This is a genomic window from Vogesella oryzagri, from assembly GCF_040148885.1.
GTDB classification, from domain to species: Bacteria; Pseudomonadota; Gammaproteobacteria; order Burkholderiales; family Chromobacteriaceae; genus Vogesella; species Vogesella oryzagri.
Genome location: NZ_JBEFLD010000001.1, coordinates 159,913 through 178,663 on the forward strand (window position 1 = coordinate 159,913; position 18,751 = coordinate 178,663).

18 protein-coding genes and 4 tRNA genes are annotated in these 18,751 nt (G+C 65.9%); 16 read left to right on the plus strand and 6 right to left on the minus strand.

The window, feature by feature from the left end:
* Positions 1-57: 57 nt before the first annotated feature.
* The 3 genes from ABNW52_RS00820 to ABNW52_RS00830 all read left to right on the plus strand — a co-directional run bounded on the left by ABNW52_RS00820 (position 58) and on the right by ABNW52_RS00830 (position 2,207).
* The gene (locus ABNW52_RS00820) at positions 58-666 is read left to right on the plus strand and encodes a LysE family translocator (RefSeq protein ID WP_349582687.1); all 609 of its coding nucleotides are present in this window, start codon (positions 58-60) and stop codon (positions 664-666) included.
* Positions 666-1,355: an aspartate/glutamate racemase family protein gene (locus tag ABNW52_RS00825; RefSeq protein ID WP_349582690.1), complete on the plus strand. Its 690-nt coding sequence runs from the start codon at positions 666-668 to the stop codon at positions 1,353-1,355. The genes ABNW52_RS00820 and ABNW52_RS00825 overlap by 1 nt, the downstream gene beginning before the upstream one ends.
* 99 nt (positions 1,356-1,454) lie before the next feature.
* Complete coding sequence (locus ABNW52_RS00830; protein WP_349582693.1) at positions 1,455-2,207, plus strand: substrate-binding periplasmic protein; 753 nt, start codon at positions 1,455-1,457, stop codon at positions 2,205-2,207.
* A 9-nt stretch (positions 2,208-2,216) separates the two neighbouring features.
* Here ABNW52_RS00830 and ABNW52_RS00835 read toward each other — a convergent pair whose 3' ends face one another.
* Positions 2,217-3,464 carry a TIGR03862 family flavoprotein gene (locus ABNW52_RS00835; protein ID WP_349582696.1) on the minus strand — a complete coding sequence of 416 codons (1,248 nt, stop codon included), beginning with the start codon at positions 3,462-3,464 and terminating at the stop codon, positions 2,217-2,219.
* A gap of 63 nt (positions 3,465-3,527) precedes the next feature.
* Positions 3,528-4,445, minus strand: a complete 918-nt coding sequence (locus tag ABNW52_RS00840; protein WP_349582699.1) for a helix-turn-helix domain-containing protein — start codon at positions 4,443-4,445, stop codon at positions 3,528-3,530.
* Positions 4,446-4,683: 238 nt separating this feature from the next.
* Here ABNW52_RS00840 and ABNW52_RS00845 point away from each other — a divergent pair, with 238 nt between their 5' ends.
* The 6 genes from ABNW52_RS00845 (at position 4,684) to ABNW52_RS00870 (ending at position 10,203) form a co-directional block, all read left to right on the plus strand.
* A complete protein-coding gene (locus ABNW52_RS00845; protein ID WP_349582702.1) occupies positions 4,684-5,514 on the plus strand; it encodes an SDR family NAD(P)-dependent oxidoreductase in 831 nt (276 codons plus the stop codon).
* 23 nt (positions 5,515-5,537) lie between these two features.
* Positions 5,538-7,241 carry an FAD-dependent oxidoreductase gene (locus tag ABNW52_RS00850; protein WP_349582705.1) on the plus strand — a complete coding sequence of 568 codons (1,704 nt, stop codon included), beginning with the start codon at positions 5,538-5,540 and terminating at the stop codon, positions 7,239-7,241.
* Entirely contained in the window at positions 7,238-7,585 is a 348-nt protein-coding gene (locus ABNW52_RS00855) for an NIPSNAP family protein (RefSeq protein ID WP_349582708.1), read from the plus strand. The genes ABNW52_RS00850 and ABNW52_RS00855 overlap by 4 nt, the downstream gene beginning before the upstream one ends.
* A gap of 198 nt (positions 7,586-7,783) precedes the next feature.
* Entirely contained in the window at positions 7,784-9,130 is a 1,347-nt protein-coding gene (locus tag ABNW52_RS00860) for an MFS transporter (protein WP_349582711.1), read from the plus strand.
* Positions 9,131-9,370: 240 nt separating this feature from the next.
* The gene (locus ABNW52_RS00865; RefSeq protein WP_349582714.1) at positions 9,371-9,847 is read left to right on the plus strand and encodes an NUDIX domain-containing protein; all 477 of its coding nucleotides are present in this window, start codon (positions 9,371-9,373) and stop codon (positions 9,845-9,847) included.
* The gene (locus ABNW52_RS00870; RefSeq protein WP_349582716.1) at positions 9,844-10,203 is read left to right on the plus strand and encodes a thioredoxin family protein; all 360 of its coding nucleotides are present in this window, start codon (positions 9,844-9,846) and stop codon (positions 10,201-10,203) included. Before ABNW52_RS00865 ends, ABNW52_RS00870 begins: the two co-directional genes overlap by 4 nt.
* Before the next feature lie 48 nt (positions 10,204-10,251).
* Here ABNW52_RS00870 and ABNW52_RS00875 read toward each other — a convergent pair whose 3' ends face one another.
* The 3 genes from ABNW52_RS00875 to folD all read right to left on the minus strand — a co-directional run bounded on the left by ABNW52_RS00875 (position 10,252) and on the right by folD (position 12,616).
* A complete protein-coding gene (locus ABNW52_RS00875) occupies positions 10,252-10,809 on the minus strand; it encodes a hypothetical protein (protein WP_349582718.1) in 558 nt (185 codons plus the stop codon).
* Positions 10,809-11,669 (minus strand): formyltetrahydrofolate deformylase, encoded by an 861-nt coding sequence (purU, locus tag ABNW52_RS00880; protein ID WP_349582721.1) that lies wholly within the window; start codon positions 11,667-11,669, stop codon positions 10,809-10,811. The genes ABNW52_RS00875 and purU overlap by 1 nt, the downstream gene beginning before the upstream one ends.
* Positions 11,670-11,764: 95 nt before the next feature.
* Complete coding sequence (gene folD, locus ABNW52_RS00885) at positions 11,765-12,616, minus strand: bifunctional methylenetetrahydrofolate dehydrogenase/methenyltetrahydrofolate cyclohydrolase FolD (RefSeq protein ID WP_349582723.1); 852 nt, start codon at positions 12,614-12,616, stop codon at positions 11,765-11,767.
* 232 nt (positions 12,617-12,848) lie between these two features.
* Between folD and ABNW52_RS00890 the strand changes: the two genes are divergently transcribed.
* The 5 genes from ABNW52_RS00890 to ABNW52_RS00910 all read left to right on the plus strand — a co-directional run bounded on the left by ABNW52_RS00890 (position 12,849) and on the right by ABNW52_RS00910 (position 14,032).
* Positions 12,849-12,925 (plus strand) — tRNA-Pro (locus tag ABNW52_RS00890).
* Between the two features lie 28 nt (positions 12,926-12,953).
* A tRNA-Arg gene (locus ABNW52_RS00895) sits at positions 12,954-13,030 on the plus strand.
* A gap of 12 nt (positions 13,031-13,042) precedes the next feature.
* Positions 13,043-13,118 (plus strand) — tRNA-His (locus ABNW52_RS00900).
* A 44-nt stretch (positions 13,119-13,162) separates the two neighbouring features.
* Positions 13,163-13,238 (plus strand) — tRNA-His (locus tag ABNW52_RS00905).
* Positions 13,239-13,357: 119 nt separating this feature from the next.
* Complete coding sequence (locus ABNW52_RS00910; protein WP_349582726.1) at positions 13,358-14,032, plus strand: GntR family transcriptional regulator; 675 nt, start codon at positions 13,358-13,360, stop codon at positions 14,030-14,032.
* Between the two features lie 119 nt (positions 14,033-14,151).
* On the opposite strand, the gene ABNW52_RS00915 is transcribed toward ABNW52_RS00910, so the two are convergent.
* The gene (locus ABNW52_RS00915; protein WP_349582728.1) at positions 14,152-15,318 is read right to left on the minus strand and encodes an ABC transporter substrate-binding protein; all 1,167 of its coding nucleotides are present in this window, start codon (positions 15,316-15,318) and stop codon (positions 14,152-14,154) included.
* A gap of 79 nt (positions 15,319-15,397) precedes the next feature.
* Here ABNW52_RS00915 and ABNW52_RS00920 point away from each other — a divergent pair, with 79 nt between their 5' ends.
* Together ABNW52_RS00920 and ABNW52_RS00925 are read left to right on the plus strand one after the other, a co-directional pair.
* Entirely contained in the window at positions 15,398-18,037 is a 2,640-nt protein-coding gene (locus ABNW52_RS00920) for a PAS domain-containing sensor histidine kinase (RefSeq protein WP_349582731.1), read from the plus strand.
* The gene (locus ABNW52_RS00925) at positions 18,034-18,666 is read left to right on the plus strand and encodes a response regulator transcription factor (protein WP_349582734.1); all 633 of its coding nucleotides are present in this window, start codon (positions 18,034-18,036) and stop codon (positions 18,664-18,666) included. The genes ABNW52_RS00920 and ABNW52_RS00925 overlap by 4 nt, the downstream gene beginning before the upstream one ends.
* Positions 18,667-18,751: the final 85 nt, after the last annotated feature.

The window sequence follows — 18,751 nt, forward strand, 5'->3', positions numbered from 1 at the left end:
ACCAGCGTTGTCCAGCGGCTAGCATGTCTCTATCCCCACCTGTCCAAGGAGACTGCCATGCTGAGCTGGCCGCTAATGAGTTATGTTGCGCTGATGTCCATCACCCCCGGTCCCAACAACCTGATGTTGGCCGCATCCGGGGTCAACTTCGGCTGGCGCCGCACCGTACCGCACATGCTGGGCATTTCCGGTGGCCACGGCCTGCAGATATTGCTGGTGTCGCTGCTGCTGGGCTGGGTGCTGGCGCTGCTGCAGCATGGCCGGCTGTGGCTGGCGCTGGCGGGCTGCAGCTATCTGTTCTGGCTGTCGTGGCAGGTGTGGCGCGCCGGTGCGCCGGAGGGGCGCCAGAGCGCCAGACCGCTGGGCTTTATCGGCGCGGCGGCGTTCCAGTGGGTGAACCCCAAGGCCTGGGTGATGGTGGTCAATACCAGTGTGCTGTTCCTGCCGCACGATGCCACCGCCCAGCATTCGCTGCTGCTGGCAGGCATCTGCGCCATGGTCAACCTGCCCTGTATCGCAGTGTGGGCCGGCATGGGCGATGCGCTGCGCCACCACCTGGCGCGTGCTGAGGTACGGCGGCTGTTCAATGGCGTGATGGCGCTGGCAATGGCGGCCACTGCCGGCTATCTGCTGTGGGATGAACTGACGATTTCGGGAGTGTGGTGATGCGTTATCTGGGTTTGCTGGGCGGCATGAGCTGGGAATCGACGCTGCATTACTACCAGCTGATCAACCAGGGCGTGCGCGACCGGCTGGGCGGGCTGCATTCGGCGCCGCTGCTGCTGCATAGCGTGGATTTTGCCCCGGTGGCGGCGCGGCAGCGTGCCGACGACTGGCCGGTGCTGGGGGCGCAGCTGGCCGCCGCCGGCCAGGGCCTGGTGCAGGCCGGGGCTGCCGGCCTGCTGCTGTGCAGCAACACCATGCACAAGGTGGCGCCGGCGGTGGCGGCAGCGGTGGACGTGCCGCTGCTGCATATTGCCGACCCCACCATCGCCGCGCTGCAGGCGGCTGGCGTGCGCCGCGTCGGGCTGCTGGGCACCCGCTTCACCATGGAGCAGGATTTTTACCGCGACAGGTTGGCCGCAGCCGGTTTGCAGGTGCAGCTGCCGGACGAGGCAGGCCGCGCCGAGGTGTATCGGGTGATCTTCGACGAGCTGTGCCTGGGGCAGGTGCTGCCGGCCTCGCGGCTGCGCTACCAGGCCATCATCGCCCAGCTGCAGGCGGCGGGTGCCGAGGCGGTGATCCTCGGCTGCACCGAGATCGGCATGCTGCTGACGCAGGCGGACAGCCCGCTGCCGCTGTTCGATACCACCGCGCTGCATGCCGCCGCCGCTGTGGACTGGCTGCTGCGCTGAGTGCCGCACCGCCCGTGGCAAGCGTGGCGGTAATTTATTGAGCAATACCCGCGCGCTACCGATAATGCGGTATCCACCCTGACACGCATGGTGACGGTAGTGAGCAAACTGAAGCGGAGCATCGGGCTGGCGATGTTGCTGGCAGGCGCGGTGCAGGCGCAGACGCTGACGGTGTGCGCCGAGCGCTGGGTGCCGTTTATCTACCGCGCCGACAACGGCGTGGTGCGCGGGCTGGCGGTGGAGGCACTGGAGCGTGCCGCCCGCGAGCGCGGCGCGGCACTGCGCTACCAGTTTCTGGCGATGAGCGGCTGTTACAAGCAGGCGGCGGCGGGGCGTACCGACATCATTGCCTTCGCCACCGCTGCGGAAAGCCCGGCCGGCTGGCTGCAAACCCGCAAGGCCATGGTGTACTGGCCGCTGTATGCCTGGGTGCGCGCGGGGGTAGTCGAGCAGCAATATCGCGATCTGCAGCAGTTCCGCGGCCTGCGGGTGGCGTGGGTGCCCGCTTATGACTACCCGCGGCAGCTGGTGCAGCAGACGCGCTGGCAGCGGGTGACGGCGCCGGATAGCGTGGCGTCGTTCACCATGCTGGCAGGGGGGCGGGTGGATGTGGTGTTTGATGACTATCAGACGCCGCTGGATATCGCCCACCAGCTGGGAGGACGAGTCAAGCGGCTGGATGGCCTGGTGGGCAGCTACCACGAGACCTTCAGCCTGCGGCCGGGGCTGGCCTGGCTACGTGCCGGGCTGGAGCGCGAGGCCGAGCGCAAGATGGCCACCGGCGAGCTGGATGCGTTCTACCAGCAGTATTTCCGCGTCAGCTGGGCGCAGCTGCAGGCCGCGCCGCACTGAACCGCGTTTTCAGCGCTGGCGGTCCCACCAGTGCAGCAGGCCGCTGGCAGCGGCCCTGCCGCTGGCCAGGCAGGCGGTGAGCAGATAACCGCCGGTCGGCGCTTCCCAATCCAGCATTTCGCCGGCACAGAACACGCCGGGCAGTGCGGTCAGCATCAGTTGTTGGTCCATCGCCTCGAAGCGCACGCCGCCGGCGGTGCTGATGGCCTCGTCCAGCGGGCGCGTGCCGTGCAGCGTCAGCGGCAGTGCCTTGATGGCGGCGGCCAGACTGTCCATATCGTTGAAGCTGTCCTTGTCCAGTAGCTCGCGCAGCAGGCCGGCGCGGGCGCCGTCGATGCCGCATTGCTTGCGCAGATGGTTGGCCAGCGAGGCGGCACCACGGCCGCGCTGCAATTCGCTGCGCAGCCGCTCCAGATCGCGGTCCGGTGCCAGATCCAGCCGGATGGTGGCGCTGCCGTCGCGGTTGATGCGCTCGCGGATGGCGGCGGCAAAGCCATACACCAGATTGCCCTCGATGCCATCTTGCGTCAGCACCATCTCGCCGCGGCGGCGCAGCGGTTGGCCGTGCACGTCCTCGAAGCTCAACGCCACGTTCTTTAGCGGGCTGCCGGCGAACTTGGCGGCAAAGTGCTCGCTCCAGCCGCAGACAAAGCCACAGTTGGCCGCCTGCAACGGCGCCAGGTCCACGCCGCGTGCCGCCAGCAGCGGCAGCCAGCGGCCATCCGATCCCAGTTTGGCCCAGCTGCCGCCGCCCAGCGCCAGCACGGTGGGGGCGGCATCGCGCAGCACTTCACCTTGCGGCGTGGCAAAGCGCAAGCGTCCGGCGTCATCCCAGCCCAGCCAGCGGTGGCGCACATGCAATTGCAGCCCGGCGTCGCGTAACCGCGCCAGCCAGGCGCGCAGCAGCGGCGCTGCCTTCATCGCGGTGGGAAACACCTTGCCGGAGCTGCCGACGAAGGTGTCGATGCCCAGACCGTGCACCCAGCTGCGCAGCGCGTCGGCGTCGAAAGCGTCGATGACGGGCGTCAGCTCGGCTTCACGCAGGCCGTAGCGCGCCAGGAACGGCGCGCGCGGCTCGCTGTGGGTGATGTTCATGCCGCCGACGCCGGCCAGCAGGAACTTGCGCCCCACCGACGGCATGGCGTCGAACAGCTCGACCTGCAGGCCGTGTTGCAGCAGCACTTCGGCGGCCATCAGGCCAGCCGGGCCGCCGCCGATGACGATGGCGCGGTGGGAGGCGGGGGGCGTGTGAGTCATGCAAGAAGCCTGGCAAAGGTTGGCCGCAACGGGCGAGGGGGGCGATTGTACCGGATTGCGGCTTTAGTCCGTCAGGGCGGTGGGGCCATCCGGGGTCTGCAGTTCGGCGGTGGCCTGGGTGCGGAACGCGCTGGGCGTCAGGCCGGTGTGCTTGCGGAAGAAGCGGCCGAAGTAGGCTTCGTCGTCAAAGCCCAGTGCGGCGGCCACCTGCTTGATGCTCTTGGAGGTATAGACCAGGTCGCGCTGCGCCTCGTGGATCACGCGGGCGTTGATCACATCCAGGCTGGACATGCCCAGCGCCTCGCGGCACAAGCGCGACAGCTGGCCGACGGTGATGCCCAGTTCCCGCGCGTAGACATCCAGCGGCTGGCGCTGGCGGAACTGCTCGTCCACTAGGCTGCGAAAGCGCTCCAGTTGTGCGGCGCGGCGCGACTGGCCCTGTACCGCCGGTGCCAGCTCGCGGTGCAGGCGCGAAATCTTCACCAGCAAGGCGGTCATCAGCGACAGTCCGGCGGCGCTTTCGCCGGTGTCATGCATGCGCGATTCACTTTCTAGTGCATAGAACAGCGGCATCAGCATGTCGCTGTGGGGCGAGGCCGCCGGCAGCTCGGTCACCGCCGGCTTGCGGATGATCTGCAGCAGCTCCGGCATCAGCATGCCGGCCAGCGATTCCAGCGGTTTTTGCGCCGCGGTCACCACCGGGCCGTCGGTATGCGGCAGCCAGTGAAAACCGTGGACGGTTTGCGCCGGCACCAGGATCAGGCACGGCGCCTGTACCGTCCAGCGGGCGTTATCGATGTGGATATCACCGCCGCCTTGCTGCAGCAGCAGGATATGCAGCAGCCCGCTGTGGCGGTGCGGCTGGATCAGCCAGTCGTTGGGGCCGGAGCGCTCCGGAATCCACTCGAAATTGAAATAGTGGTTCCACGCCGACAGTGGCTGATCGCCATACAGCGAATAGCTGGGAATGTGCTTTTGCATGCTGTGGCCCACGGAAAAGATGCACGAATTGTCCGAATGATGGCTTGGATTGTCAATTTCTGTGCCACGGGTCGAACCGTAGAATCGGCTGCACATACCAAGCGACCGCGCCCATCCCGCTCCTGGCGCCGCAGCCCGGCTTTGCCACCCGCTGCGGCCAACCTTGGGCGGCCGCTGGGCAGCACGCAACCGGCCTTGACGACCGGTAATTACAGCACACACACAGAAGGAGATTCTCATGGCGGATTTCGCTCCCCATTGGCTGGGCCTGTCCGGCCGCGTTTGCGTGGTGACCGGGGCCGGCAGCGGCATCGGTGCCGCGGTGGCCACCGCGCTGGCGCAAGCCGGCGCCCGGGTTGCCCTGCTGGACCTGGATGCCGACAAAGCCGAAAAAGTGGCAGATGGTTTGCTAAATCAGGGCTTTACTGCACTGGCCATCGGTTGCGATACCAGCGATCAGGACAGCGTGCAGGCGGCGGCAGCGCGCGTGGCGCGCGAGCTGGGGCCGTGTCATGGCGTGGTCAACAATGCCGGCATGATGCGTTCCGGCAGCCTGGCCGATGTCGAGCTGGCCGACTGGAACCGGGTGCTGGCGGTGAACCTGACCGGCTACCTGCTGGTGGCGCGCGCCTTCCGGCCGCAGATGCTGGCACAGGGGGGTGGCAGCCTGGTGCACATCGCCTCCATCGCCGCGGTGTTCCCGCAGACGCACAGCGGGGCCTACAGCGCCAGCAAGTCCGGCGTGCTGCTGCTGTCGAAACAACTGGCCGCGGAGTGGGGGGCGGAGGGGATACGCAGTAACGCGATTTGTCCGGGTATGATCCGTACCCCGCTGACCGCCGCCTTCTACCAGCAGCCGGGGGTGGAGGAAAAACGCGCGGCCGCCACCACCAGCCGCCGGGTGGGAGAGGCGCAGGATATCGCCGATGCCGCGCTGTACCTGTTGAGCCCGCGCGCCAGCTACGTCAATGCCACCGAACTGCTGGTGGATGGCGGCATGGCGGCCATGATGATGGACATGGTGCCGCGCCCGGGTTTTGCCGCCGGCCAGCCGGCCCGCGCGCAGTAAGGGGGCGGATGATGAGCCAAGCAATGCAAGTGCGCGAATGCGATGTGGTGGTGGTCGGCTCCGGCGCGGCCGGGTTGGCTGCGGCGATTACCGCCAGAAAACGTGGCCTGGAGGTGGTGGTGCTGGAAAAAGAGCCGGTATTCGGCGGCACCACGGCGCTCTCCGGCGGCGTATTGTGGATTCCGCAGAATCACCACGGCCGTCAGCAGAATCCGGATGACACCCTTGAGGCGGTACGCCGCTACATGATGGCGGAAACCGGCAGCTTTTACGACGAGGCCGCCGTGGCCGCGTTTCTGCAGCAGGGGCCGCGGATGGTGGAATTCTTCGAGCGCGAAACCAGCGTGCAGTTTGTGCCCACGCTGTATCCGGACTATCACCCGGACGTGGCGGGCGGGGCGCAGCTGGGGCGCTCGATTCTGGCGGCACCGTTTGATATCCGCCAGCTGGGCAAGGATATGGCCCGACTGAAGCCGCCGCTGGAAACCATCACCTTCATCGGCATGATGTTCAACTCGTCCAATGCCGATCTGAAGCATTTCTTCAATGCCACCCGCTCGCTGCAGTCCTTTCTCTACGTTGCGCGGCGGCTGGCCGTGCATGTGAAAGAGCTGCTGCTGTATGGCCGCGGCACGCAGGTGACCAGCGGCAACGCACTGGCGGCACGGCTGGCCAAGTCGGCGTTGACGCTGGAGATTCCGATTCTGACCGCGACGCCGGCGAAGCGGATTGTGCTGGAGCAGGGGCGCGCGACCGGCGTGGTGGCCGCCACCGCGCAGGGCGAGACCACGCTGCTGGCGCGCCATGGCGTGGTGCTGGCCTGTGGCGGCTTTCCGCATGATGTGCAGCGCATTACCCAGGCCTACCCGCATCTGCAGCGCGGCGGCGAGCACCTGTCGCCGACCCCGGCGGGCAATACCGGCGATGGCGTGAACATGGCCGCTGCGGCCGGGGCGGTGGTGGATATCCGCTTTCAGGACAGCGCGGCGTGGATGCCGGTGTCGCGGGTGCCGCTTGGCAATGGCCGTTTTGGCGTGTTCCCGCACCTGCTGGACCGCTACAAGCCGGGCATCATCGGGGTGCTGAAGAACGGCCGCCGTTTCACCAACGAGTCGGCGTCGTACCACGATGTCGGCGCCGCGCTGATCCGAGCCTGTGCCGGCGAGACGGAAACCGCGATGTGGCTGCTGTGCGACAAGACCGCGCTGGCCAAGTACGGCCTGGGTTATGTGAAACCGGCGCCGATGCCGATTGGCCGCTTCCTGAACAACGGCTATCTGCTGCAGGGACGCACGCTGGCCGAGCTGGCGCAGCGGGCCGGCATCGATGCGGCCAACCTGGAGGCCACCGTGCGCGACTACAACGCGGCGGCACGGCAGGGCGAAGACCCGGCGTACGGCCGTGGCAGCACCGCGTTCAACCGCTATCTGGCCGATCCGGCGCAGCAGCCCAACCCGTGTGTGGCACCGCTCGACAAGGGGCCGTTCTACGCGGTGAAGGTGGTGATGGGCGATCTGGGCACCTTCGACGGTATCCGCACCAGCGTGGTGGGCGAAGTGCTCAAGCGCGATGGCAGCAAGATCGATGGCCTGTACGCGGTGGGTAACGATCGCGCCAGCATCATGGGTGGCAATTATCCCGGTGCCGGCATCACCCACGGCCCGAACATGACCTTCGGCTTTATCACCGGCAACCATCTGGCCGATCTGGCGGAGGCACGGGCATGAGCTACCTGGACCGACCGCTGCTCGACCACCGCATCTACACCATCTACCCGCGCAAGATGGGCGAATTCGTCGAGGTGTTCAACCGCCTGGCGATGCCCATCCTGCTGGAAACCCTGGGCCACCCGCTGGGCTTCTATGTCAGCCAGGTGGGACCGCAGAACCAGCTGGTGCATCTGTGGGCGTATCAGGACATGGCCGATTTCGAGCGCCGCAGCCGCGCCCGTGACAGCCACCCGGATTTCCCCGCCTATCTGGCGGCCTCCGGCCACCTGATCGTGGCGCAGGAAACCCGCTTGATCCGCGCCGTGGCCATGCCGCTGTTCAGCGCCGGCAACACGCCCTAAATCCCCATCCCCGCCTGAGCATCCCGCCGCCCGCCGCCATCGCGCCGGGCGGCAGGGTGGCGGCTGGCCGCCCGCGGCGGGGCATGCGGCCAACCTTTCCGTTGTTTAACGCAGCACCCGCAAGAGTCGTCGTACGCAAGAGGTGGCCCGAGCCGCCCGGCAGTCGTACGCCCGCACGCACACAAGAGGAGAAACAAGATGAGCAAGACAGAGGCAATCGATGTCCGCGCGCTGATCAATGAACGGCCGCTGGGCGCGTTTCAGAAGCTGGTGGTTTTTCTGGGTTTCCTGATCATCGCGCTGGATGGCTTTGACGTGGCGATCATGAGTTTTATCGCGCCGCAACTGAAGCAGGAATGGGGCGTGACCAATGCCATGCTGGGGCCGGTGCTGAGCGCGGCACTGATCGGCCTGGCACTGGGCGCGCTGGTGGCCGGGCCGCTGGCCGACCGCTTTGGCCGCAAGGGAGTGCTGCTATGCAGCGTGTTTTTCTTCGGGGTCTGGACCCTGGCCACGGCACTGTCCACCGAGGTGAGCCACCTGATCTTCTTCCGCTTCATGACCGGGCTGGGACTGGGCGCCGCCATGCCGAACGCCAGCACGCTGGTGTCGGAATACGCGCCGGATCGCCGCCGTTCCTTCCTGGTGACCGTGGTGTTCTGCGGCTTCAGCCTGGGGGCGGCCGGCGGCGGTTTTCTGTCCGGCTGGATGATTCCGGCATTCGGCTGGCACAGCGTGCTGGTACTGGGCGGCGTGCTGCCCTTGCTGGTGCTGCCGCTCTTGCTGTTCAAGCTGCCGGAGTCGGTGCGTTTTCTGGTGGCGCGGCAGGCGCCGGCCGCGCGCATCCACCGCATCGTGGAGCAACTGGCGCCGGGGGTCAGCAGTGAGCGTTCCCGCTTTGTGCTGCCGACGGCGCCGGCCAGCGGCAATGCCATCGCGGTGGTGCTGTCGCCGCAGTATCGCTTTGGCACTTATATGCTGTGGCTGTCCTACTTTGCCGGCCTGTTTCTGGTGTATCTGCTGGGCAACTGGCTGCCGACGCTGGTGAAGGAATCCGGCTATAGCGTGCAGCAGGCGGCCACCATCACCGCGCTGTACCAGATTGGCGGGCCGCTGGGCTGCCTGAGTGCCGGCTGGCTGATGGACCGCCTCAGCCCGCACCGCACGCTGGCGCTGATCTACCTGGTTGGCGGCTGCCTGACGTTTGCCATTGGCCAGTCTGCCGGCCAGTTTGCCGTGCTGGGCATGCTGGCATTTGCCGTGGGCTTTTGCATGAATGGCGCCAGTACCGGCACGAATGCGCTGGCGGCCGGCTTCTACCCGGTGGAGGCCCGGGCCACCGGCGCCAGCTGGATGCATTCCGCCGGCCGGCTGGGGGCGATTCTCAGCGCCTTTGCCGGTGCGCAGATGCTGGCGCTGGGCTGGTCGTTCCAGCTGATCTTTGCCCTGCTGATGCTGCCGGCGCTGGTGACCGCCCTGGCGCTGCTGGCCAAGGGCAGTCATGTGCGCCGTGGCCTGGCGCCGGCCATCGTGCGCCAGGTATAGCGCCGTTGCCGTGCCAACCGGTGTTAGCGGGTTGGCCGCAGTTGTCCTGGGGTTTGTTGTTGTGACGTTTACCGCACCGCTTGTCCGGTGCGGTTTTTTTTATGGCAAGGCAATTTCATGCGTTCGGGGTTTGCCGCGGCGACAAGTGGCTGTTTAAAATGGCCGGCTGCCCGCCCACGCGGGGAAATAACTGATTTGTAAATGAATTGTTGAATTTTTCAGATAAAAGCCACCATAAATATGTCATTCGTTTCGGAAAAAAATAATTACGAATCCCGGCTGTGTCCCACACTGCCACGGCTGGCGACGGCCATCATCGAGCTGCCAGACGGCGTGCTGATGACGGCCAGTCAGAGCGGTCGTTTCAACCTGCCCGGCGGGGCATCGCAGCGCGGTGAGCTGCGTTCGCAGGCGCTGCTGCGCCACATCCGCGAGCAGACCGGCCTGCGCATCAACACCATGTTGTATCTGTTCGATCACGTCACCCCGCACAACGCGCATAAGGTGTATCTGGCCATTGCCCAGGGCGCGCCGCGGCTGCAGGAGGCCGGCAGCCGCATGACGCTGATTACCTCGCCGGATACCGAAACCGATGTGCACGTGGAGTCGCGCGCCATCCTGCGCCGCTACGCCAAGGTGCGTGGCGAGCAGGGGCCGAAGAGCGAGGCGGTGCGCGCCATGCTGCAGCTGGCGCGTTATATCGCCAAGGTGGAATGAGCCGCGTCCTTGCCGCCGAACAGCGCTGGCGGCCGCTGGACGAATTCAATTTCGATGCCACGCTGGCGGTACAGCCCGGCGAGAGTCTGGTGATGTTCGGGCAGCCGCATTGCGGCGCCTGCCGCGGCTGGCGCACGCAGCTGCCGCACTGGCTGCCTGCGGAGATCACGCTGTTTTATGTGGATGTGGCGGTGGCCACCGCGCTGGCACGCCGCTTCGAGCTGTTCCACCTGCCGGCGTTTGTGCTGTACCGCGCCGGAGCGTTTCACTGCCGCTGGCACGCCGCCTTCAGTCGCGACGAGGTTGGCCGCAGCCTGGCCACGGCCTTGGCCGCCGCGGCGCAGGAAGAGCCTTGAGATGAAAAAAGCCCGCGATTGCGGGCTTTTTGCTTGCCGGGGTGGGGCTTATTGCCCGCCGGGGGCGACCAGCTCCGGGATATTGGTCAGGCCAAGATCGCTGCCTAGGCCCAGCAGCCCCAACAGCAGCGCCAGCGCCAGCGGTGCAAACAGCAGGGTGCCCAGCAGTACGCGCGAGCGGCTGGCACCGCTGCAGCGCGACAGCGCCGTCACCAGGATCAGGATATTGCCCACCCCCAGTACCAGCGACAACCCCTGCGCCACATCGTCCGGCAACCAGTAGGTGAGCGGGTCCAGCACCTGCAGCCCGCTGGCGGCCAGGATCAGCCCGAACAGCGAGTGCTGGAGCTGGGCGCCGGCGCGGTTCAGCCACCAGCGCATGAACAGGCTGAAGCCCAGCGTTTCCAGCGTCACGTACAGGGTAAACAGGCCGATCAGCGCGGCCGGATCGCCACCGGCACCGGCGGTAATGGCGCCGGCGGCGGCCAGCGTGCCCAGCAGCAGCAGCGCCAGCGCCAGATGCAGCGGCGGGTAGCGGTAGTGTTCCAGTGGGGCAACGCGCAGGCGGAGCAGGTCAACGGCGTCGTGCAGCAGTGGCAGGCTCATCAGTCGAAAATCACGGTTTTGTTGTTGTAGGCGAGGATGCGGTTTTCCAGGTGCCAGCGCACGGCGCGCGACAGCACCACGCGCTCCAGGTCGCGGCCTTTCTGGATCAGGTCTTCCACGTCGTCGCGGTGCGAGATGCGCATCACTTCCTGCTCGATGATCGGGCCGTCATCGAGGATCTCGGTGACGTAGTGGCTGGTGGCACCGATCAGCTTCACGCCGCGGGCAAAGGCGCGGTGGTAGGGCTTGGCACCGTCGAAGGCCGGCAGGAAGCTGTGGTGGATGTTGATGACGCGGTGCGGGTAGCGCTCGACGAACTTGTGCGACAGCACCTGCATGTAGCGCGCCAGCACGATCAGGTCTACCTCGGCCGCCTGCAGCAGGTCCCACTGCTGAGCTTCGGCCTGTGCCTTGTTGTCCTTGTTCACCGCGATCACGTGGTAGGGGATGCCATGGAATTCGGCCAGCCGGCGGCAGTCGTCATGGTTGGAGATGATCAGCGGGATGTCGCAGTCCAGCTCGCCAATGCTCCAGCGGTGCAGCAGGTCCACCAGGCAGTGCTCGTACTTGGAGACGAAGATCGCCATGCGCGGCTTGCGTACCGACAGCGACACCTCCCACTGCATATTGTACTTTTCCGCGATCGGCGCGAAGGCGGCGGAGAAGTTGTCCATCGGCAGGCTGAAGCCGGCCAGGTCCCACTGCACGCGCATCAGGAACAGGCCTTCCACCGGGTCCTGGTGCTGGTCTGCATGCTGGATGTTGGCGTTGTAGGTCAGCAGGAAGTTGGCGATGGCGGCGACCAGGCCCTGGCTGTCCGGGCAGCTGATCAGCAACGTGGCCGAATGTTTGTTGCTCATGGTTTGGCTCTTTGTCTTTTAGCGGGCATTGGGGAAAAACAAACGCCACCGCCGGCACGGGGCGGACGGTGGCGTCGGGGTGCTGGTGTCGGCGATCAGGCGTTGAGGTTGGCCGCATCCAGCGTGTTTTGCAACAGCGTGGCCACGGTCATCGGGCCGACACCGCCCGGCACCGGGGTGATGAAGCTGGCCACTTCGCGCGCCACGGCGAAATCGACGTCACCGCAGATACTGCCATCGGCCAGGCGGTTGATGCCTACATCGATCACCACCGCGCCCGGTTTCAGCCATTCACCCTTCACGAACTTGGGAATGCCGACACCGGCGACCACGATATCGGCGCGGCCAACTTCGGCGGCCAGATCGGCGGTGGCGCTATGGCACACGGTAATGGTGGCGCGCGCCAGCAGCATTTCCAGCGCCTGCGGGCGGCCGACGATGTTGGAGGCGCCGACGATCACCACGTTCTTGCCCTTCGGGTCGATGCCGTATTCCTGCAGCAGCGTCATCACGCCGCGCGGGGTGCACGGGCGCAGCAGCGGCATCTTGGTGGCCAGGCGGCCAACGTTGTACGGGTGGAAGCCGTCGACGTCCTTCTTCGGGTTGATGCGCTCGATCACCAGCTGCGGATCGATCTGCTTGGGCAGCGGCAGCTGCACCAGGATGCCGTCGATGCCGTCGTCGGCGTTGAGTTGATCGATGATGGCCAGCAGCTCTTCCTGGCTGGTGCTACCCGGCAGGTCGTAGGCTACCGAACGGATGCCGGCTTTCTCGCAGGAACGTTTCTTGTTCTTGACGTAGATACCGGAGGCCGGATCGTCGCCCACCAGAATCACTGCCAGCGCCGGAGCGCGCTTGCCGGCTGCCACACGGGCATCCACGCCTTCGCGTACGCGGTTGATCAGGGTTTCGGCGACGGCCTTGCCGTCGATAAGTTGTGCTGCCATGCTGCTATCCACCTAATTCAGTCTGGTTGGAAGGAAAGGCCGGATTTTCGCATTTTTTGGTCGTTCTGCTCAATCGCTTCAAGGGCTTGGCGTGTCTGCAAAGCGTATTTTTTTATCGCAAGGTGTCGCGCTTTGCCTGCGGCCCGGCCAGTGAAAGCGCGGGTGATTGCAAATATTCTGCACAAAGTGTTGACACTCCAGGGCGCGGCCAGTATAGTTCGCAGCCTGTTGTCGGGGCGTAGCGCAGCCTGGTAGCGCATCTGCTTTGGGAGCAGAGGGTCGTGAGTTCGAATCCCACCGCCCCGACCAACAGCCCTAATTAGTAAGCCCGATGTGAGTGCCCGTAGCTCAACTGGATAGAGCACCGACCTTCTAAGTCGGGGGTTACAGGTTCGATTCCTGTCGGGCGCGCCAGATATATCAGTGGTGGATGTAGCTCAGTTGGTAGAGCCCCGGATTGTGATTCCGGTTGTCGTGGGTTCGAGCCCCATCATTCACCCCACAATTTGCTTTGTCAGCCTCAGCTGGCAGAGATACCGCTCAGCGGTGGATGTAGCTCAGTTGGTAGAGCCCCGGATTGTGATTCCGGTTGTCGTGGGTTCGAGCCCCATCATTCACCCCAGAACAAACCCGGCTTAGGCCGGGTTTTTTCGTTTTCTTTCCTGTTTGCCCCGTTGCCGCCAGTGAATTTCACCGTATAATCGAATACATTTGCATGTATCCGATAGCCAGAGCGACGCCATGACCACCCTGCAGCCCATCAAGCGCCAGACCCTGACCAGCGCCGTAACCGAATCCCTGCGCCAACGCATTTTGTCGGGTGAGTTTGCCGATGGGCAGCAACTGCGCCAGGAAGCCCTCTCCAACGAATATGGCGTCAGCCGGGTGCCGGTGCGCGAAGCGCTGCGCCAGCTGGAGGCCGAGGGTCTGATCCAGATCATCGACCACAAGGGCGCGCTGGTATCCAAGTTGTCGCTGGACGATGTGTTGGAGCTGGTGGAAATCCGCGCCATGCTGGAAAGCGAACTGCTGCGCGCCGCCATTCCGCGCCAGGAAGCCAGCGATCACGAGATTGCCGAGGCCACGCTGAAAGAGTTCGAGCAGGCGCTGACCACCAACGATATCCGCCACTGGGGCGAGCTGAACTCGCGTTTCCACCTGGCGCTGTACCGCGCCGCCAAGCGCCCGAACACGCTGGCGCTGCTGGAGCAGCTGCACAACAAGACCGACCGCTACACCCGCATGCAGATCCTGCTGACCCGCACCATGGAGCGTGCGCACGAGGAACACACCAAGCTGCTGGACCTGTGCCGCAAAGGCGCGGCGGACGAGGCGGCGGAGTTCCTGCGTTTCCACATCCTGTCGGCCGGCCATGCGCTGGAGGCGCACCTGAAGGAAAAAGAGCAGCGCCGCTAAGCCCGCCAGCTTGGCCGCAACAAAAAAGCACCGCTTGGCGGTGCTTTTTTGCATTCAATCTGCATGATTTGTCATGCTGGCTGCCAGCAAGGGGGGCTGCGGTAGTGGTGACGCGGGCGTCACGGGTGGCGCAGGCGGTCCTGCGGGTAGGCGTAGATCACCTTGCGCTGGCGCACCTCGCCGATCACCGGAATATCCAGCTCGATCGCCTCGTGGTCGCTGACCGAGAATGGTTGCCGGTAGGTGGTGATCAGGCCGGCCACCGGCTGGCGCAGGTTCTCCAGCGCCGCGCGCACCTTGGGGCCGTCGGTACTGCCGGCCTGGCGCATGGCGGCCACCAGCAGCAGCAGGCCGTCGTAGCCCTGTGCCGCCGACGGCGGCGACGGGATGCGTTCGCCCGGGTTGCGCTGCAGATAACGCTGGATGAAACGGGCGCGCAGCGGCGTGTTGCCGTCCTCGATGAAGGTCTGCACCATGCGCGCGCCTTCGGCATTGGGGCCGGCATTGTCGATGAAGTTGGACATCGACAGCGTCCAGCTGCCGATCAGCGGGATGCGCCATTCCATCTGCGCCAGGGTGTTGGCGATCTGTGCCAGCTCCGGGCCGATGGTGTAGGTGAGAATGCACTGCGCGCCGGCGGCCCGGGCGTCGCGCAGCGCGCTGCTCATGTCCAGCTCGCCATTGCGGAACTGCTGCACGCTCACCGCCTGCAGGCCGCTGGCCGCCAGTGCCTTCAGCAGATCCTGCTGTCCCAGCCGGCCGTAGTTACTGTTGTCACTCAGCACCGCCACGCGGCGAAAGCCGCGCCGGACCGCCTCGCGCACGATCAGCGGCGCCTGCAGGCCGTCCGAGGCTGCCACGCGGAACACATAGTTGGCCGCATAGCGCGGCGGCAGAAACTGCTGCGTTACCACGTGGGCGGTGGCCACTGCGGTAATGGCCGGAATGCGTGCCTGCTGGTAGCGGTATTGCGAGGCCAGCGCCACGCCGCTGTTCACAAAACCCACCGTAGCCACCACTTGCTGCTGGTCGATCAGCTCGTCCGCCACGCGGATGGCGTAGTCCGGCCGGCCGCGATCATCGCGTTCCACCAGTTGCAGCGGTCGTCCCAGTACGCCGCCCTGGCGGTTGATGTCTTCCGCCGCCAGGCGAATGCCGCCGCGCATGCTCAACCCCATCGGCGACGAGCCGCCGCTGAACGGGCCGGACACGCCGATGCGGATCGGCGCGGCGGCGCCGGCATAGGCGGAGCAGAGCAACAGGGCAAGGCAGGCAAGTCGCGGCACGGGCTGTTCCTGATGGCGGTGAGGGCAAGGAGTGCCTATTATCGCATTCCGACTTCCCTTGCGGCCAACCTTGCAGCGCATGCGCACCCCCCGTTTCTATACCTCGCTCAAACGCAGCCCGTTGTACCGGCTGATGCCCAACAGCACCATCGTGCTGTTCTTTCTCACCATGGCGGTGATGCTGTGGACGCTTGACGCGCGCGAGAACGAGCAGCAACGCACCGATCTGGCCAAGGACACGCTGTGGGCGGAGCAGACCATGCGTCTGCGGCTGGACGGCCAGCAGGGCGAGCTGGCGCAGATGGCGCGCGACATCGGCCGCGAAGAGCTGGATGAAGCCGGCTTCCTGGTACAGGCGTCGCAGTTCCTCGGCAATACCCCGGAGATGGTGGCGGTGGTGTGGGCCGATGCCAGCTTTACCCTGCGCTGGATCGCGCCCTACGAGGAATCCGGGCTGGCGGCCGGTTCCGGCCTGTCCGGCGCCAGCGCCTCGGCCTATCTGCAGGCGCAGAGCGAAGGCCGGCCGCTGTTCAGCCACCCGTACCAGCTGGAAAACGGCGAGTGGCGCTTCGACCTGATGGTGCCGGTGTTCCGCGACACCCAGTTCCGCGGCATGGTGATCGGCATCTACCAGGCCAATGCCTTCGTGCGGCGGGTGCCACCGTCGTGGTTCGCCGAAAAATACTATCTGCAGCTGGGCAGCGGCCAGGACATCCTGGCCAGCAATGCCCACAACACCACCACCAGCCGCGTGGTGCAGAGCATCCGCCTAGGCGGCACGCCGCTGCAACTGCTGGCACGGCCGGTGCGCAGCAGCGTGGACAAGAACCGGCTGATCCAGCTGGGGCTGATCGCCGGCCTGTCGGTGCTGACCCTGCTGAGCCTGTTCAGCCTGTCGCGCCACATCCGCCGCCGGGTGGCCGCCGAGCGCGAGCGCGACCGCGTCTACACCCTGTCGCGCGAATGGCTGGGGGTGATGCGCGAGGACAGCACCCTGCTGCACGTCAACCCGGCCTTCGTCGCCGGCCTCGGCTACCCGGCGGAGCAACTGGTTGGCACCTCGTTTTTAAGCTACCTGCACCCGGAGCAGCGCGACAACATCCGGCAGATGTTGCGCCGGCTGCTGGAGGCTGGCAGCGTCGACCACTATCTGGAGACCCGCGTCATCAACCGCGGCGGTGACACTCTGCTGCTGGCCTGGGCGCTGAGCCCGCTGCCGGATAGCGGCGTGATCTACCTGTCCGGCCGCGACATCACCGCGCAGAAACAGGCCGAGCTGGCGCTGCGCCACGAGTACATGTACCGCAAGGCGATGGAGGATTCGCTGGTGGTGGGCATCCGCGCCATCGATCTGGAAGGCACCATCACCTACGTCAATCCGGCGTTCTGCCGCATTACCGGCTTCGGCGAGCATGAGCTGATCGGCCTGCGCCCGCCGTACCCGTACTGGGCGCCGGACATCGCCTCCTACAACTACGACGTGCTGCGCCAGACGCTGTCCGGCGAGCATACCCAGCAGCTGTTCGAATCGGTGATGCAGCGCAAGGGCGGCGAGCGTTTCTACGGCCAGCTGCTGGTGTCGCCGCTGATCGATGCCGATGGCCAGCAGACCGGCTGGATGGCGGCGCTGACCGACATGACGGAAAAACGCGAGGCGCAGCAGCAGCTGGAAGACGCCAACGAACGCTTCATCGCGGTGATCGAAGGGCTGGACGCTGCGGTGGCAGTGGTGCGCGCCAGCAGCCAGCAGCTGCTGTTCTGCAACCACCGCTACCGCGAATGGTTGGCCGCGGGGGGGGACGACAGCGGCAACGAATACTGCGACCTGCGGCTGTACCGCCTGCTGCGCCATGCCAGCAGCGAGCAGGAAATCTGGCTGGACGAGCCGGCGCGCTGGTGCCTGCTGCGCACCCGCCCGCTGCGCTGGGTGGACGGCGAGGCGGCGCAGATGCTGATCCTCACCGACATCACCGAGCAGCGTGCGGCGGAACAGCGCTACGACGAGCAGATGCTCAAGCTGCAGGCCACCTCGCGGCTGATCACCATGGGCGAGATGGCGTCCACGCTGGCGCACGAGCTGAACCAGCCGCTGTCGGCCATCGCCAACTACCAGGCCGGCTGCGTGGAGCGGCTGCGTCAGGGCAAGGCCACCGCCGAGACGCTGATCCCGGTGATGGAGAAAATTACCGCCCAGGCCGAGCGCGCCGGCAAGATCGTGCGCCGGGTGCGCGAGTTCGTGAAGCAGAGCGAGCCGGTGCGCAAGGCGGTGGACATCGCCGACATCATCGAGGCGGCGCTGGCGATTGCCGACATCGAGGCGCGGCGGCTGGCCAGCACCATCAACGTGCACCTGGCCAGCGGCCTGCCGCCGGTGCATGTCGATCCGATCCTGATCGAACAGGTGCTGCTCAACCTGCTGAAAAACGGCATGGAGGCGATGCAGCAGCTGCCGCCGGCCGAGCGCCAGCTGGAGCTGTCGGTGCAGCGCCAGAACAGCAAGCGCATCGAGCTGGCGATTGTCGACCGCGGCCACGGCGTGCCGGACGACATCAAGTCGCAGCTGTTCGACGCCTTCTTTACCACCAAGAGCGACGGCATGGGCATGGGCCTGAATATCTGCCGTTCCATCGTGGAGTTTCATCAGGGTCAACTCTCAGTGGAAGATCACCCGCTGGGTGGTACCATTTTCCGCTTCACCTTGCCGGTGTACCAACCATGACACGCACAACCATCCGCATTCATATCGTCGACGACGACGAGGCGTTTCGCGACTCGCTGCTGTGGCTGCTGGAAAGCCACGATTACCAGGTGGTCTGCCACGACAGCGCCGAGGGCTTCCTCGCCAGCTACCAGCCGGGGCAGGGCAGCGGCTGCCTGATCCTGGATATCCGCATGCCCGGCATGAGTGGGCTGCAGCTGTACGAAGAGCTGCAGGCGCGCGGCAACCTGTGGCCGGTGATCTTCATCACCGGGCATGGCGACGTGCCGATGGCAGTGCAGGCGGTGAAGCGCGGCGCGCATGACTTCCTGGAAAAGCCGTTCAACCAGGAGGCACTGCTGGCCGCGGTGGACAGCGCGCTGGCGACGGCGGAAAGCGTGCGCCAGAGCGAAAGCGGCGTGCAGCAGTGCGAGACGCGGCTGGCGACGCTGACCGCGCGCGAACGCGAGGTGCTGGAGCGGGTGATCGAAGGCAAGATGAACAAGGTGATTGCCGACGACCTGGGTATCAGCATCAAGACGGTGGAAGCGCACCGCGGCAAGATGATGGACAAGATGGGCGCGCGCTCGATTGCCGACCTGGTGCAGGCGGTGGTGGCCTACCGCCAGCAGAAGGGACGCCTGCCCTGATGGCACTTGGCGGCAAGCCGGCCAAAGGTTGGCCGCAGGCGACAGGCCGGCTGGCGCGTCTGCTTGCCAGCACCGCCGTTTGCGG